The organism is Rhizobium sp. FG96 (assembly GCF_057808655.1).
Genome location: NZ_JBMDIL010000006.1, coordinates 121420 through 137306, shown reverse-complemented (window position 1 = coordinate 137306; position 15887 = coordinate 121420). Strand labels below are relative to the sequence as shown.

Sequence of the window (15887 nt, the reverse complement as noted above, 5' to 3'; positions counted from 1 at the left end):
GACGGGGCCGCATCAAGCACGGCGGAAATATCCGCGGATGACAGGATGGGCGAAGAGTGCGGCCAGGATGGCAAGTGCTGCACCCAGCGCGAAACCGCCGAAAAGCCCGCCGATCAGGCCCGCGATCATCAGCGTCTTCTTGCCGGGACCATCCGGCTTTACCGGCGGCTCCGCCTGCGAGATCACGCGAATATTACTCTGCGGCAGGTTCTGTTCTTCGGCCGTCTGGCTGGAGCGCTTCAGCAGCGTCTCGTAGATGTTGCGAACGGCGGTCGCCTTGCGCTGCAACTCGTTGAGCTCGACCTGCTTGTCGGAAGCTGTCGCCTGCAGCGCCTTCTGGATATTCAGTTCCTTGGAGACGGCGTCTTCCGCCTTCTTCGCCTGGTCGTACTCGGTCTTCGCCGAGGTCACCATGCGCTGCAGTTCGCCCTTGATCTCGTCCTGGATGCTCTGCAGCGAGGAGCGAGCGGCCTGGAGACGCGGATGACGGGCACCCATCTGACTTTCTAGGCTGCCGACGATGGCCGCCTGCGTCGCATACTGCTGGCGCAGGCTGGCGAGAGCCGAATTGACGGAGGAAGCGCCGCTGTCGTTCGGGCCGCTGGCGACGATCGCTTCGAAGCTCATGTTCTGGGCGGCATCGGCGCGGGCCTTCGCCTGGATCGTCTTGTCCTGTGCCGTCACGAGCAGCGTATTGAGGGAGGCGAGGCGCTGGTCGGAGATCAGCTTGCCGTCGGTCTCCGACATGTCGTTGTCGGCGCGGAAGGTCTCGACCGCCTGTTCCGCATCCTGCACCTGCTTGCGCAGGTCGGTCAGGCGGGTGTCGAGCGTTGCGGTGGTGTTCTCGTAAAGACCGCTCGAGGCGCTGCTTTCCTCCTGCATGAAGGAGGCGACGACCTGGTTGGCCAGTCTGGCGGACTTTTCGGGGTCATGGGTCACGGCTGTCAGCGACACGACATAGGTGCCGGTCTGGCGGGCGATGGTCAGCGACTTCTGCAACGCGGTGATAACGGCCGCGTCATCGGTGCGGCCGCCGTTGAAATCCGGGTCCTGATTGAGTTTCAGCGTATCGGCGACACGCTTCAGGACGTTGCCGGAGGTCAGGATCTGCACCTGGCTGTCGATCATCGAGGAGATCATCTCCGGCGAGATCGTCGATTGCTGGGCAGCCGGATCAGCCAGACCGATCTGCCGCGGATCGAAATAGAGGCTCGTCGTCGCCGTGAATTTCTGCGGCAGCATCGGCAGGACCGCCGCACCGGCAACCGCGCCGAGGACGGCCAGACCGGCGATCATCAGCTTGCGGTTCCAGATCGCGAAGATCGCCGAGCGCACGTCAAGCAGCGGCTCTTCGGCTGTGATGACAGCAACCGGTGCGGCTTCGACGCGAGGGGCTGCGGCAACAGGCTCGGTCACGGGCGGCAGCGGCGGTGGGGCAGCGGGCTCTTCGTGACGGATCTGCGGTTCTGGAGCGGGTGGTGGTGGCGGTGCCTTGGCAAAGTCGGACGGGCGCAGGACAGGAGAACGCGGGCGCCCGGCCTCAGGCGCAGTCTGCGCAGGCTCGTAGCTTCGCCAGCCCGGCAAGCGGCTTACCCTGTTCCTGTCGAATTGGCTCATCAGCGCTCTCGTCACCCGCCGGCAGAGTGCAGCGAGGGTAGGCGAATTTTAGAAATCCTTAGCTAACGGACCGTTAAGATGGAGGCACCGATATTAGCCGCCGCTGCTGAAACCACGGGAAAGCAATTGAGAGCCTCATCCTCCAAATGGCGCCGCCTGCTGACGATCGCCGCGACACTGCTGCCCTTGCAGGCGCATGCGGCCGGAGCTGTGGCGCCCTGCCTTCGCGGCATCAACCTTTCCGGCGCCGAATTCGGCGAGCCGGGCGGCACCGTCTTCAAGGACTATGCCTATCCTTCCGAGGAGACGATTGCCTATTTCCAGAAGAAGAGCATGAACACCGTTCGCCTGCCCTTCCAATGGGAACGGCTGCAGCCGGAGCTCGGGCAATCGCTGAACGAGGACGAGTTGCAGCGGCTGAAGGATACGGTCGCGCTGCTGCGAAAGCACAAGATGACGATCATCCTCGATCCGCATAATTACGCCTATTACAAGAAAGTGCAGATCGGCACAGCGCCGGTGACGACGCTTGCCTTTGCTGATTTCTGGACGCGGCTTGCGGCTGAATTCTCAGACCAGCCGGATGTCGTCTTTGGCCTGATGAACGAACCGCACGATATCTCCGCCAAGAAATGGCTGGAGGCGGCCAATACCGCCATCCGCGGCATCCGTGCCGTCGGCGCCAACAACTATATCCTCGTACCCGGCACGCGCTGGACCGGCGCGCATTCCTGGCAGAGCGGCGATGACGACGCCAACGGCACCGTCATGCTCGGCATCAAGGATGCCCGCAAGAATTTCGGCTACGAGGTTCACCAATATTTCGACAGCGATTCCTCCGGCACCAAGGACGAATGCTCCGGCAACGACAAGGCCAAGCAGGCAATCCTCGATATGTCGGACTGGGCGCGGAAGAACGATACCAAGCTGCTGCTCGGCGAATTCGGCGTGTCGCAAGCACCCGAATGCGTCGCAGGCTTGAAAGACGTGCTCGGCGCGATGCAGGACAATGGCGACGTCTGGCTGGGCTGGACCTATTGGGTTGCCGGAGACTGGTGGCCGGAGACTGAACCACTGAACATCCAGCCGCATGACGGCAAGGACCGCAAGCAGCTGGCCGCGCTACAGGCCGCCGCCAAGGCACCGGCGCCCGACAAGGCCGCCTGCCGGCTGATGGCGGAGTGATCGCTATGGCTGAGACTGGCATTGCATCGAAGGAGCCGATCCAGTGGGGCATTCTTGCCGCTGGCGTGCTTGCGGTGACCTACAATGCCATTCTCGCCTTCGTCAATCACAACATCATGCCGCTTTCGCCCGCCTATGTGGTGATGAGCGAAATGCTGATCCTCGCCTACAGCTTCGCCTTCATCCTGCGCAAAGGCATATTCGAAGAGGACCTCGCGCCGCTCGGCTATCTGCTGGCGACGATCCTGCTGACGGTCTACGTCATAGTGATCAACCGGTCCGGCTATATCGATCATCTGCGCAACATCCTGATCGTCTTCGCCTTTGTCGTCATGGGGCGCTGGACGAACGAACGGACCTTGAAGCTCGTCTTCAAGATCTGCTGCATCGCCGTGCTTTCGGTGCTGATCTGCGAGATCGTTTCGGTCACCGCCTATGTGGCGCTGTTCCATCCGGCCGAATATTTCGAGAATACGCGCGGCGTGCCGCGGGCGACCTATAGCGACCTCGGCCTGTTTCGCGGCGCGCTCGGCTTTCCTGACCGCTTCTCCTTCGGGATCATCGACCACCGTTCCTCCTCGATCTTCCTCGAACAGGTGTCGCTCGCCAATTTCTGCGGCGTGATGGTGATCTATCTCGTCAGTTTCTCCAACCGCTTGAGGCTTGGCGACCGGTTGATCTTCATCGCGACGGTTGTGCTGATCCTGCTCACCAACGACACGCGCACGATGCTGATCTTCAGCATCGTCTGCCTCGGCGGCTATGTCATCTATCCCTGGCTGCCGAAGATCCTCGATTTCCTAATGATGCCGGGAATCATCGCCATCGGCTTCATCATCCACGCTTTCAAGCCGAATGCCCACGACGACGATTTCGTCGGCCGCATCAGTGGCACGATCCGCAGTATCAACGCGATGGATATCCCGGCGACGCTCGGTCTCGAGCTCGAAAAGGGGCTGGGCTACGTCGATAGTGGCTACGTCTTCATCACATACAGCGCAACGATCTTCGGACTGATCCTGTTCTGGCTCTTCGTCTCCTTCTTCCCGGCCGGGCAGACACCGAACCAGAAGCGGCTCTGCCACTCGCTGTCACTCTTCATGTTCTTGAACCTGATGATCGGCTCGACCGCGATCTTCTCGATGAAGACGGCCGGGCTTGCCTGGCTGCTCGTCGGCTTCCTGAAGGTCAATGAGGGAAAGCAGCGCGCTGCATCTCCGATTTCCGTTCCGGTGGCTGCCGCAGCCCGGTAGCTGCGCGGCGGGGATATGCGACGACGCAGGCGGAACGGACTTTCCCTAAGGCTAGCGTCATTTATATGAGCATCGACAGGATGCGGGGCCTTGCAAGCACTTGATGGCTTCCCTTGCAAAATGTTGCATGAATGAAAGAGCCGCGGCCTGTTCGGCGGGCGGCGTTTGATCTAAGCAGCCTGCCGGCGAAGCCGTGAGAGGGAAGACGGACATGACCAACTATGTTTTGACGGTGACGTGCAAATCGACGCGCGGGATCGTGGCGGCAATTTCCAATTATCTTGCCGAGCAGGGCTGCAACATCGTCGACTCCAGCCAGTTCGACGACCTCGACACGGGCAAGTTCTTCACCCGCGTCAGCTTCATCTCCGAGGAGGGCGTGAAGCTGTCGGCACTCGTCGAAGGCTTCAAGCCGATCGCCGAGAAATTCGAGATGGACGCCGAGATCCATGATGGTCAGAGCCGCATGAAGGTGCTGCTGATGGTGTCGCGCTTCGGCCATTGTCTGAACGACCTGCTCTACCGCTGGAAGATCGGCGCGCTGCCGATCGACATCGTTGGCGTCGTCTCCAACCATTTCGAATACCAGAAGGTCGTCGTCAATCACGACATTCCCTTCCACCACATCAAGGTGACGAAGGAAAACAAGCCGCAGGCGGAAGGCCAGTTGCTCGATCTCGTCGAGCAGACCGGCACCGAGCTCATCGTGCTCGCCCGCTACATGCAGGTTCTCTCGGATGCGATGTGCCGGAAGATGTCTGGCAAGATCATCAACATTCACCACTCGTTCCTGCCGAGCTTCAAGGGCGCCAACCCCTACAAGCAGGCCTACGAGCGCGGCGTGAAGCTGATCGGCGCGACGGCGCATTACGTCACTGCCGATCTCGACGAAGGCCCGATCATCGAGCAGGACACCGCCCGTATCACCCACGCGCAGTCGGCAGACGACTATGTCTCGATCGGCCGCGATGTCGAGAGCCAGGTTCTGGCACGGGCGATCCACGCCCATATTCACCACCGCGTCTTCCTGAACGGCAACCGTACGGTGGTGTTCCCGGCGAGCCCGGGCTCCTATGCATCCGAACGTATGGGCTGATTGCGCCCGAAAGGCGTGTTGCCATACGCTTGCCCATAGCATGCATTCGATTATCTGCTTAGTGTGAATAATCGAATCATGCCCTGGGGGATGCGATGACCGATGAAGCGCTCACCGATCGTATGGAACTGCCGCGACCGGACGTGACACCGGAAGAAGCCTTAAGCATCCTCGAAACCCACTATGGCTTGTCGGGCACGATCAGCGAGCTCGGCAGTCAGCAGGATCGCAATTACCGGCTCGATACCGGCAACGGCCGCTTCGTTCTGAAGATCTGCCACATGGCCTACGAGACGCTTGAGCTCGAGGCGCAGAACGCGGCGATCCACCATCTCAATACGATCGAAGGCGCGCCGCGCGTTCCGCATCTGCTGACGTCGACCGATGGGCAGGCGATCGTCGCCGTCACCGTGCGCGACCAGACCTATCAGGTGCGCGTTCTCGAATATCTCGAAGGCGAGAGCCTGACGCATCGCAAGCATCTGCCGAAAAGTACGGTGGCAGCACTTGGCGCGCTCTGCGCCCGGCTGGCGAAGGCGCTTGCCGATTTCGAGCATCCGGGCCTGGAGCGCAGTCTGCAATGGGACCTGCGCCGCGCCGGTCCCGTCGCCGTTCAACTGCTGTCGGCGATCACCGATAGTGCGGCCCGCGACCGTATCGCCAAGACGATGGTGCTGGCGGTACGCCGCATCCAGCCACTTGCCTCGTCGCTTCGCGTTCAGGCCGTGCATCACGACGTCACCGACGACAATGTCGTCAGCCTGCCCGACGCACATGGGCGGCTGATCCCCGATGGCGTCATCGATTTCGGCGACATCATTCGCGGCTGGCTGGTCGGCGATCTCGCGGTCACCTGCGCCTCGCTGCTGCATCATGCCGATGGCGATCCGCTCTATATCCTGCCGGCGATCAAGGCCTATCACGAGACCTATCCGCTGACACCGGAAGAGCTGAAGGCGCTGTGGCCGCTGATCGTCGCCCGCGCCGTGATCCTGGTTGCTAGCGGCGAGCAGCAGATTTCGATCGATCCTGAGAACGATTATGCGCGCAACAATCTGGAGCATGAGCGCATCATCTTCGACACCGCGATGTCCGTGCCCTTCGAGCTCATGGAAGCGGCGATCCAGAAGATCGGCGGCATCGAGCAACCGCTACCGCAGAATTCGGGCTGGCAGGCGCTATTGCCCGAGATCAATACAGCCGACATCGCCTATCTCGATCTCGGCGTTCAGAGCCGCCATTTCGCCGGCGGCAACTGGCTGAATTCCGAGATGGACTGGCGCCTGCTTGCCCGCGTCGCCAATGACAGCGGCGTTGCCGCAACACGCTACGGCGAATACCGGCTGTCGCGCGCCAGCACGCTGAGCGCCAAGCCGCATTCGACCTTCGCTCTGCATAGCGACATCTGCCTTTCCGGCGGCAATGCAGTCGCCGCGCCTTTTGCCGGCCGCATCGATTTCAGGAACCATCATCTGGTGCTGATCGGCGACGGCATCAGCCTGCATCTCGACGGTATCGAACCATCGGTCGAGGATGGCACTGAGGTCGAGGCGGGCCAGACGATCGGCACGGTTTCCGGCGACAGCAATTCGCTCGGCGGGCTGCGTATCCAGCTTTGCACTATCAACGGCCTGGAACCGCCGCTCTTTGCGACGGCACACGATGCCGACGCATGGTCGGCAATCTGCCCCTCCCCCTCGCTGCTGCTTGGCGACAACTGCAATGCCCCAAGGCCCGATACGGCGGCGCTGCTGACGAGACGCAAGGCGCATTTTGCCAAGCCGCAGAAGAACTACTATGACGCTCCGCCGCAGATGGAACGCGGCTGGAAGGAGCATATGTACGATGTCGAGGGCCGCGCCTATCTCGACATGGTCAACAATGTCAGCATCCTCGGCCACGGCCATACGCAGCTTGCCGATGCGATCGCCGACCAGTGGCTGAAGCTCAACACCAATTCGCGCTTCCATTATGAGGCGCTGGCCGAGTTTTCCGAGCGGCTGGCGGCACTCGCCCCTGAGGGCCTCGACCGGGTGTTTCTGGTCAATAGCGGTTCCGAGGCCAATGACCTCGCACTGCGGCTGGCCTGGGCGCATAGCGGCGCGCACAACATGCTTTGCCTGCTCGAAGGTTATCACGGCTGGTCGGTGGCAAGCGACGCTGTCTCCACCTCGATCGCCGACAACCCGCAGGCGCTCTCGACGCGCCCGGCCTGGGTGCACCCTCTCTCGGCGCCGAACACCTATCGCGGCGAATTCCGCGGCTCCGAAAGCGCCAGCGACTATCTTGCCGGTGCCATTCCGGTACTGCAGGCGATCGACAATAGCGGCCAGGGACTGGCCGGCGTGATCGCCGAGCCGGTCTATGGCAATGCCGGCGGCATTCCGCTGCCGGACGGCTATCTTGCCGGTCTCTATGCCGAAGTGCGCGCCCGCGGCGGCGTCTGCATCGCCGACGAAGTGCAGGTCGGATATGGCCGGCTCGGCCATCATTTCTGGGGCTTCGAGCAGCAGGGCGTGGTGCCGGATATCATCACCATCGCCAAGAGCATGGGCAACGGCCACCCGCTCGGCGCCGTCATCACCAGCCAGGCGATTGCCGATTCGCTGGAGCGCGAGGGGTATTTCTTCTCGTCATCCGGCGGCAGCCCGGTCAGCTGCGTTGCCGGCATGACGGTGCTCGATATCCTGCGGGAGGGAAACCTGCAAGAGAACGCTCGCCAGGTCGGCGACCACCTGAAGGGACGGCTGGCAGCGCTGATCGAAAAATTCCCGATTGCCGGGGCGGTCCACGGCATGGGCCTCTATCTCGGCCTCGAATTCGTGCGCGACAGAACGACGCTGGAGCCGGCCACCGGCGAGACGGCGGCGATCTGCGAACGGCTGCTCGATCTCGGTGTGCTCATGCAGCCGACAGGCGATCACCTCAACGTGTTGAAGATCAAACCGCCGCTCTGCCTGACGATCGAGAGTGCCGACTTCTTCGCAGACATGCTGGAAAAGGTGCTTTCCGAGGGCTGGTGAGGCATCACTCGCGCCATTAACGAATTGGGTGATTTCGCGGCCTACCGCTTTTTAATGAATTGCCCCATTGCCGGAATCAGGCACGCTTCCTATGTCTGCTGCGGTGATCGAAACGAGTTCTCGACCGTCACGCGAATTGCACAAAGTCTTGATATGTTCTTTCTGCAAGTTTGGGTAAGATGGAATGAAATTTTTCCGATCGCCGATATTTTGACACGTTTCGGAATATGTTTCTGACTGATTATCGCCTATTCTCTACTACATTAGTAGATTAATAGAGATAGTTATCGCCGGTCCCGGCTCTACGGGACCACCACGAGTGCAACGCCAACGCAAGGAACGAGACATGATTGAAATCGATATTCTCGCCTATCTCCTTGGGCGCTCTGTGCTCGGCAATGACCGTCCGGGCGCCCTCTCCCGCCCGAACTGTCGAATGTGACGTTCGTCCCCCCTCTCAACGGTACAAGACAAGTCAATTCGCCATCGCTCGCGCAGTCCGCGCGGCAGGAGTTCTACGCATGAAAAAGCAAGTTATCGAATATGCAGGCGTTCCCGTCGGGATCGTCATTCCGGATGAAGACCGGCTGAAGTTCATCGCCGTGAAGTTTCACGTTCACGACCTCGATGAGCAGCGTTTCCGTTCTCCCGACGAGGTGAGGGTCGCTATCCACGACCTGATGACCCGCCGCCATCCGAAGCCGCTTCATGCCTGATTGCAGGCACAGGCTTTCCCGCTTCATTTCAACCGAAGTTTTCTGACCGGCCCCCATCATCATCGGGGCCGGTCTTGTTTTTTGCCTGTCGTTGCGCTCCTAATCGCCGCCAAAGGGGACCGACTTGCTCAATCTCATCACCGATATCGAAGGCCTCTCCGTTGGCCACGCCACCGACCTGACGCTCGGATCGGGCGTTACCGCCATCATTTTCGACCAGCCGGCGATTGCCTCGGGCACCGTTCTCGGCGGTGCGCCGGGCGGGCGCGATACCGCCTTGCTCGACCCATCGATGACGGTCGAAAAGGTCGATGCCTTCGTTCTCTCCGGCGGTTCGGCTTTCGGTCTCGATGCCGCAGGCGGCGTCCAGTCCTGGTTGCGCGAAGCCGGACGTGGCTTTGCGGTCGGCGATGTGCGCGTCCCGATCGTGCCGCAGGCGATCCTCTTCGACCTCCTGAATGGCGGCGATAAGGACTGGGGGCTGCATGCGCCCTATCGCGATCTGGGCTATGCCGCCTGCGCTGATGCCTCGACTGGACGCTTTGAGGTGGGAACGGTCGGCGCCGGAACCGGTGCGACGACAGCGACCTTCAAGGGTGGCCTCGGCTCGGCGAGCACAGTCGGCAGCGGCGGCCACAGGATCGGGGCGATCGTCGCGGTCAACGCGCTGGGTTCGGCGACGATCGGCGACGGCCGGCATTTCTGGGCGGCACCCTTCGAGCAGGATAGTGAGTTCGGCGGGCTCGGCATGCCCGCAACGATCGATCACCGCATGCGCCTGAAGGGCATGAGCGCCCCGGCGACGACGATCGGCGCTGTGGTAACCGACGCGGTACTGACCAAGGCGCAGGCCCACCGGCTTTCGATTGCTGCCCATGATGGCCTGGCACGCGCGCTGCTCCCGGCCCATCTGCCGCTCGACGGTGATACCGTTCTTTCAGCCGCAACGGGCGCGAAGCCGATCGATGCGCCCGGCTTCATGGAACTCTGCCATCTCGCCGGTATCGTCATGGCCCGGGCGATCGCGCGCGGCGTCTACGAGGCAACCGCCCTGCCGCATGAAGGCGCGCAACGCGCGTGGCGGGACGGCTAGCCGGACCTTCGGCGATTGCCTAAAGAGAAGCGGCAGACGAGAGGCAGGAGAACCGCATGCAGATCCGGGCGCTGATGTATTTCGACGAGCTGGTGAGAACCAGTTCGATGCGGCAGGCGGCCGAGAACCTCAATGTCGCTCCGACTGCGGTCAGCCGCCAGATCGAAAATCTCGAAGACTATTTTGGCACGCCGCTCGTCGAGCGCAGTGCCCGCGGTGTGACGCTGACGGCTGCCGGAGAGCTGCTTGCGGCGCGCGCCGGGCGAACGCTGCGCGAGCTCGAACATGTGCAGCAGCTGATCGAGGATCTGAAGGGGCTGGAGCGTGGAAGGGTGACGATCTTTGCCAATGGCGCGATCGTGGCCAGCCTGCTCACCCCGGCGCTTGCCGAGTTCAGCAAGACCTATCCCAGCATCCGCTTCGAGGTGATGATCACCAGCGCGCGGCAGGCGGTGGAAGCCGTCAATTCGGCGCGCGCCGATATGGCGCTGACCCTGTTCGCGCCGCAGATGACTGAGGCCAAGGTGATCGCCCGCTCGGAGATCACCTATGGGGTGATCGCCTCCAGCCGCCACGCGCTCGCCGGACGCAAGGAAGTGACGCTTCGCGAATTGGCGCGGCACGCGCTGGCGCTGCCGGAAACGTCGTTCGGCTTCCGCCAGGCCTTCGACGCCGCAGCGGAGCGCCAGAGCCTGACTTTCGAACCGGCCTTTACCGTCAGCGCGCTGGAGATGCTGAAGGAACTCGTGCTCAGCGACATGGCCGCAACGCTGCTGCCGCGGCTTTCGGTGCGCCGCGAGCTCGAGGCTGGCACGCTGACCGCCATTCCGCTTGCCAGCGAAAGCACGATTCGCACGCATGCGGAGCTGTCGATCGCGCCCGACCGGCAATTGTCCTTCGCTGCCGCCAAGCTCAGCGGCTTCATCGAAGAGTTCATGCGCTCGAACGCCAGCCGCTAGCGTTCCGCCTTTCCAGACCTTGCGTTTCCCGCGTTTTTGGTGTGTATCGCTTTTTAGTACACAGAGAACACAAAACGTGCTCACCATATAAGACGGGATATACATGCTCCGCCTCATCCGTTCCGCCCGCCGCACGCAGGCCTTTGCTGCGGCCTGCGCCATTACAGCCGCAATTGCTCTTCCCGCCCATGCCGCTCCCAAGACAACGCTCAATCTCGGCATGGCGGTCGAACCCACCGGTCTCGACCCGACAATCGCCGCGCCTGTGGCGATCGGCCAGGTGACCTGGCAGAATGTTTTCGAGGGTCTGGTCTCGATCGGCGAGGACGGCAAGGTGCAGCCGCAGCTGGCAAAGAGCTGGGAGGTCTCTGCTGACGGGCTGACCTATACGTTCAAGCTGCAGGATGGCGTGACCTTCCACGACGGCGAGGCCTTCGATGCGGCAGCGGCGAAATTCTCGCTGGAGCGGGCGCGCGGCAAGGACTCGGTCAATCCGCAAAAGCGCTTCTTCGCGTCGATCGCCTCGATCGATACGCCGGATGCCCGCACGCTCGTGCTGCATCTCTCGGAGCCGACCGGCAGTCTGCTCTACTGGCTCGGCTGGCCCGCTTCGGTCATGGTCGGCCCGAAATCCGCCGGTGACGACAAGACGGTGCCCGTCGGCACCGGACCCTTCAAATTCGTCAACTGGGCGAAGGGCGACAAGGTCGAGTTGGCGAAAAACGATGCCTACTGGAACAAACAGGTTTCGGTGAAGCTCGACAAGGTAACCTTCCGCTTCATTGCCGACCCACAGGCCCAGGCGGCAGCACTGAAATCAGGCGATATCGACGCCATTCCGGAATTCGGCGCTCCTGAATTGATGAGCTCCTTCGACGGCGATCCCCGCCTGACGACGGAGATCGGCAATACCGAACTGAAGGTCGTCGCCGGGATGAACAATGCCAAGAAGCCGTTCGACGACAAGCGGGTGCGTCAGGCGCTGATGATGGCGATCGACCGGCCGACGGTGATCGAAGGCGCATGGTCGGGTCTCGGGACGGCGATCGGCAGCCATTACACCCCGAACGATCCGGGCTATCAGGATATGACCGGCGTGCTCGCCTACAATCCTGAAAAGGCCAAGGCGCTGCTTGCCGAAGCCGGCTATCCGAATGGCTTCTCCTTCACCATCAAAGTGCCGCAGATGGCCTATGCACCGCGCAGCGCTCAGGTGATGCAGGCGATGTTCGCCGAGATCGGCGTGACGATGAATATCGAGCCGACCGAGTTTCCGGCGAAATGGGTGCAGGATGTGATGAAGGACCGCGCCTACGAGATGACGATCGTCGCCCATGCCGAGCCGATGGACATCGATATCTATTCGCGCGATCCCTATTACTTCAACTACAACAATCCCGACTTCAACGCGCTCTTGAAGAAGGTGCAGAAGACGGCTGATCCGGCCGAGCAGAACAAGCTCTATGGCGAGGCTCAGAAAATCCTGGCGGAAGACGTACCCGCCCTCTATCTCTTCGTCATGCCCAAGCTCGGCGTCTGGGACAAGAAGCTGAAGGGGCTATGGAAGAACGAGCCGATCCCGTCGAACGTTTTGACGAATGTTTCGTGGGGGGAATGATCGGATGCTCGGCTGGAGGTAGGGTCATCAACCGGGATTGCCATAGCGTAGTGTCTGCGCACGCCCTTCACCCTCCCTCATTCCTGTGCTTGTCACAGGAATCCAGCGCGCCCCAGTCCTGGGGCGCTGAAGACTCCTCTCCCGGATTTCGATTCATTCACCGCGCAGACGCGCGGTGGCTGGATTCCTGTGACGAGCACAGGGATGAGGGAGAAACGTCGGGCCGCCGCGCGCGAACTCGAGCGGTATCGCACAAGGCGCGAGCTACATGATCGCCCTGCTCTCCCGCCGCATTGCCGGTCTGGTCGTCACCCTCCTCATGGTCTCGTTCCTGATCTTTGCAGTCATGGACCTGCTGCCCGGCGATCCAGCGTCGATCATGCTCGGCACCTCGGCGGCGCCCGATACGCTTGCGGCACTCCGCCATGATCTGGGTCTCGACCAGCCGCTGATCGTCCGCTACGGCCATTGGGTCGCCGGCGTTCTCCGTGGTGACCTCGGCCAGTCCTATACCTACAGCGTGCCGGTCGCCGGGCTGATTGCCGAGCGGCTTGCCGTCACCCTGCCGCTTGCCATCTTCGCCATCCTGATCTCGATTGCCATTGCCCTGCCGCTCGGCACTTTCGCCGCCGCCCGCCGCGGTGGCATCGCCGATATAGCCGCCACGCTGTTCTCGCAGATGGGCATTGCGGTTCCGGCGTTTTGGGTGGCGCTGCTGATGATCATCCTGTTTTCAACGACGCTCGGGCTGATGCCGGCCGGCGGCTTTCCCGGTTGGGAAAATGGCATCGCCGCCGCCCTGCAGGCGCTCGTCATGCCCGCCTTCGCGCTCGCCCTGCCGCAGGCAGCGGTACTGACGCGGGTGACGCGCTCGGCGGTGCTCGATGTACTGCACGAGGATTTCACGCGAACCGCGCGGGCCAAGGGCCTTTCGGACAAGGGCGTGCTTTGGCGCCATGCTGTGCCGAATGCGCTGATCCCGATCCTGACGGTGCTTGGTCTGCAGTTCACCTTTCTCGTTGCCGGTGCGGTGCTGGTCGAGAACGTCTTCAGCCTCCCGGGGCTGGGGCGCCTTGCGCTACAGGCGCTTGCGCAGCGGGATATCATCGTCATGCAGGACGTCGTGCTGTTCTTCGCAGCACTGGTCATCATCATGAATTTCATCGTCGACATGTCCTATCTCGCCATCGATCCGCGGCTGCGGCGAGAGGGGGCATGATGGCATTCTTTGTCGCGACGGGAGCGCAGCTCGGAGTCAACAGAATTAGCCGGCGAATTAGTCTGATCGCAGGAGTCGTGATCGTCGGCATCCTAGCAGCTATTGCCGTGCTCTCGCTGTTCTGGACGCCATTGCCGCCGGCGAAGATGCAGATCATTCACAAGCTGCAGCCGCCGCTTGGCTACGGACTGCTCGGCACCGATCAATTCGGCCGAGACGTCCTATCGATGCTGATGGCAGGGTGCTGGAATTCGCTATCTATAGCGGTCACCGCAGTTGCCATCGGCGGAACGATCGGCTCGATCGTCGGCATTTCGGCTGCAGCGATCCGCGGACCGTTCGAAGCGGTGCTGATGCGCGTCTGCGACGTGATATTCGCGCTGCCGCCGATCCTCTCGGCGATGATCCTCGGTGCCTTTCTCGGCCCCGGCCGGTTCACGGCCATCACAGCGATTGCCGTCTTCATGATCCCGGTCTTCGCACGCGTGACGCTGGCGACCTCATTACAGGCTTGGAGCCGCGACTATGTGCTTGCGGCACAAGCAATCGGCAACAGCCGGCTGACGATCTCGATCCGGCATGTGGCGCCGAATATCATGAGCCAGATCATCGTTCACGCCACGATCCAGCTGGGGCTGGCGATCCTGACCGAGGCGGGCCTGAGCTTTCTCGGTCTCGGCATGGCGCCGCCGGCGCCGACCTGGGGCAAGATGCTGGCCGATTCGCAGACCTTCATGGGCATCGCGCCGTGGCTTGCGATACTGCCTGGCCTGGCGATCGCGCTTGCTGTTCTCGGATTCAACATGCTGGGCGATGGGCTGCGCGACTGGCTGGATCCAAGGCAGCGCTAGAGATTAGAACGGGCGACGGTAGCCGGTCGGCATCTCGTAGAGCCAGCCGATACGCTTGACCGCTTCTTCGAAATTCTCGCGGGCGACGGTCATCGTGTGGCCGTTGGCATGGATGATGGTATCCGGGTCTTCCATGATCGCCACATGACCCTTCCAGAACACCAGATCGCCGCGTCGAAGCTCCGAGCGGTCGATCGGCGCACCAAGAGCTGCCGCCTGCATATCCGTGTCGCGCGGCGTGCTGCGGCCGGTCATCAAGGCCGCGAGCTGAACGAGGCCGGAGCAATCGATCCCCAGCCCCGAGCGGCCACCCCAGAGATAGGGTGTGTTCAGGAACTGCAGCGCGACCTCGACATAATCGGCGCCCTCACCCGCGCCGATCGGCTGCAGGTGCTTTTCGAAAATCGCCGTTCCATCGGCTAGCACATGGTAGTGATTGCCCCGCGCCTCGGCCTGACCGGTGACGCGGACACGGCTGCCCATCGACAGGATCATCTGGTAGGGCTTTCGGAGCTCAGGCTCGGGATAGATGAAGGTGCGCTGGACATTGACGACATGCGTCGGCTCGGCATCAGCCGTTGTCAGCATCGCCTCCGGGAGATAGCCGACATAACCGTCAGAGGCCGCCTTGACCCAGCACCAACCGTTCGAACGGTCGAAGACGGTTACGTCCTCGCCCATCAGCAATTCCGTATCGATGCCGCGTGCCAGATCCGGGACCGGGCGAAGCGGCGCGACGGGAACCGCGATCCGCGCCGACGTACCCTCAACGAAGCGCTCGGCCTCGACCTTGCCCTTGAGGGAGGCCTCGGCGAGATCCGGTCTATAGGCGTTGAGGCGCAGGTCGAACATGGTCATGACAATCCTTTACTCTGGCTCTTATACCGGAAGCTTGCGGCCCTGCTCGCGCACGAGATCGCCCAGCTTCTCGAGATAGAGCGCGCCGCCGACGGTGCGCTTGATGATCACATTACGCCGATCTGCGTCGTCGCGCACCCTGTCGACGAGGCCCATTTCACCCATCGTGTCGAGAGCGCGGGTGATGACGGGCTTGGTGACGCCGAGCGTGGCGGCGAGCCCGCGCACGGTATGCGGCGGCGGGACGAGATAGATATGCAGGAGAATCGCCATCTGGCGCAGCGTCAGGTCGCGATCGTCAAGGCGCACCTGATCGAGCGCCACGCCATGCCAGAGCCCCAATGCCTGGGATGCACTCAGTTCGATCGGCACGGCCTCTCCGGAAAATCGTTACGCTAA

13 protein-coding genes are annotated in these 15887 nt (G+C 62.1%); 10 read left to right on the top strand and 3 right to left on the bottom strand.

The genetic code is table 11. From position 1 onward, the window contains the following. Positions 1-12: 12 nt before the first annotated feature. Positions 13-1617 (bottom strand): GumC family protein, encoded by a 1605-nt coding sequence (locus tag ACODR6_RS13665; RefSeq protein WP_489022662.1) that lies wholly within the window; start codon positions 1615-1617, stop codon positions 13-15. Between the two features lie 126 nt (positions 1618-1743). On the opposite strand from ACODR6_RS13665, the gene ACODR6_RS13660 reads away from it, so the two are divergent. From ACODR6_RS13660 to ACODR6_RS13615, 10 genes are all read left to right on the top strand, one after another. Next, positions 1744-2802, top strand: a complete 1059-nt coding sequence (locus ACODR6_RS13660) for a glycoside hydrolase family 5 protein (protein ID WP_489022661.1) — start codon at positions 1744-1746, stop codon at positions 2800-2802. A 5-nt stretch (positions 2803-2807) separates the two neighbouring features. Beyond that, entirely contained in the window at positions 2808-4055 is a 1248-nt protein-coding gene (locus ACODR6_RS13655; protein ID WP_489022660.1) for a hypothetical protein, read from the top strand. A 211-nt stretch (positions 4056-4266) separates the two neighbouring features. Beyond that, on the top strand, positions 4267-5151 hold the full coding sequence (gene purU / locus ACODR6_RS13650; RefSeq protein WP_489022659.1) for a formyltetrahydrofolate deformylase: 885 nt from the start codon (positions 4267-4269) through the stop codon (positions 5149-5151). 95 nt (positions 5152-5246) lie between these two features. After that, complete coding sequence (locus tag ACODR6_RS13645) at positions 5247-8174, top strand: aminotransferase (protein ID WP_489022658.1); 2928 nt, start codon at positions 5247-5249, stop codon at positions 8172-8174. Between the two features lie 521 nt (positions 8175-8695). Beyond that, positions 8696-8890: a hypothetical protein gene (locus tag ACODR6_RS13640; protein ID WP_130279326.1), complete on the top strand. Its 195-nt coding sequence runs from the start codon at positions 8696-8698 to the stop codon at positions 8888-8890. 124 nt (positions 8891-9014) lie between these two features. After that, on the top strand, positions 9015-9983 hold the full coding sequence (locus tag ACODR6_RS13635) for a P1 family peptidase (protein ID WP_199625944.1): 969 nt from the start codon (positions 9015-9017) through the stop codon (positions 9981-9983). Between the two features lie 56 nt (positions 9984-10039). Then, positions 10040-10942 carry a LysR substrate-binding domain-containing protein gene (locus tag ACODR6_RS13630; RefSeq protein WP_489022657.1) on the top strand — a complete coding sequence of 301 codons (903 nt, stop codon included), beginning with the start codon at positions 10040-10042 and terminating at the stop codon, positions 10940-10942. A gap of 103 nt (positions 10943-11045) precedes the next feature. Continuing rightward, the gene (locus tag ACODR6_RS13625) at positions 11046-12560 is read left to right on the top strand and encodes an ABC transporter substrate-binding protein (protein WP_489022656.1); all 1515 of its coding nucleotides are present in this window, start codon (positions 11046-11048) and stop codon (positions 12558-12560) included. Between the two features lie 268 nt (positions 12561-12828). After that, entirely contained in the window at positions 12829-13779 is a 951-nt protein-coding gene (locus ACODR6_RS13620) for an ABC transporter permease (protein ID WP_489022655.1), read from the top strand. After that, positions 13779-14630, top strand: a complete 852-nt coding sequence (locus ACODR6_RS13615) for an ABC transporter permease (RefSeq protein WP_203430033.1) — start codon at positions 13779-13781, stop codon at positions 14628-14630. Before ACODR6_RS13620 ends, ACODR6_RS13615 begins: the two co-directional genes overlap by 1 nt. Before the next feature lie 3 nt (positions 14631-14633). Here the strand turns inward: ACODR6_RS13615 and ACODR6_RS13610 are convergent, their stop codons facing one another. Next, positions 14634-15488 carry a C40 family peptidase gene (locus ACODR6_RS13610; protein ID WP_203429792.1) on the bottom strand — a complete coding sequence of 285 codons (855 nt, stop codon included), beginning with the start codon at positions 15486-15488 and terminating at the stop codon, positions 14634-14636. Between the two features lie 21 nt (positions 15489-15509). After that, the gene (locus ACODR6_RS13605; protein WP_130279332.1) at positions 15510-15860 is read right to left on the bottom strand and encodes a MarR family winged helix-turn-helix transcriptional regulator; all 351 of its coding nucleotides are present in this window, start codon (positions 15858-15860) and stop codon (positions 15510-15512) included. Positions 15861-15887 lie beyond the last annotated feature (27 nt).

Coding starts and splice junctions, on each gene's coding strand:
- ACODR6_RS13620 (WP_489022655.1), top strand. CDS start 12,829: ATGATCGCCCTGCTCTCCCGCCGCATTGCCGGTCTGGTCGTCACCCTC.
- purU (WP_489022659.1), top strand. CDS start 4,267: ATGACCAACTATGTTTTGACGGTGACGTGCAAATCGACGCGCGGGATC.
- ACODR6_RS13655 (WP_489022660.1), top strand. CDS start 2,808: ATGGCTGAGACTGGCATTGCATCGAAGGAGCCGATCCAGTGGGGCATT.
- ACODR6_RS13615 (WP_203430033.1), top strand. CDS start 13,779: ATGGCATTCTTTGTCGCGACGGGAGCGCAGCTCGGAGTCAACAGAATT.
- ACODR6_RS13645 (WP_489022658.1), top strand. CDS start 5,247: ATGACCGATGAAGCGCTCACCGATCGTATGGAACTGCCGCGACCGGAC.
- ACODR6_RS13665 (WP_489022662.1), bottom strand. CDS start 1,617: ATGAGCCAATTCGACAGGAACAGGGTAAGCCGCTTGCCGGGCTGGCGA.
- ACODR6_RS13610 (WP_203429792.1), bottom strand. CDS start 15,488: ATGACCATGTTCGACCTGCGCCTCAACGCCTATAGACCGGATCTCGCC.
- ACODR6_RS13630 (WP_489022657.1), top strand. CDS start 10,040: ATGCAGATCCGGGCGCTGATGTATTTCGACGAGCTGGTGAGAACCAGT.
- ACODR6_RS13625 (WP_489022656.1), top strand. CDS start 11,046: ATGCTCCGCCTCATCCGTTCCGCCCGCCGCACGCAGGCCTTTGCTGCG.
- ACODR6_RS13640 (WP_130279326.1), top strand. CDS start 8,696: ATGAAAAAGCAAGTTATCGAATATGCAGGCGTTCCCGTCGGGATCGTC.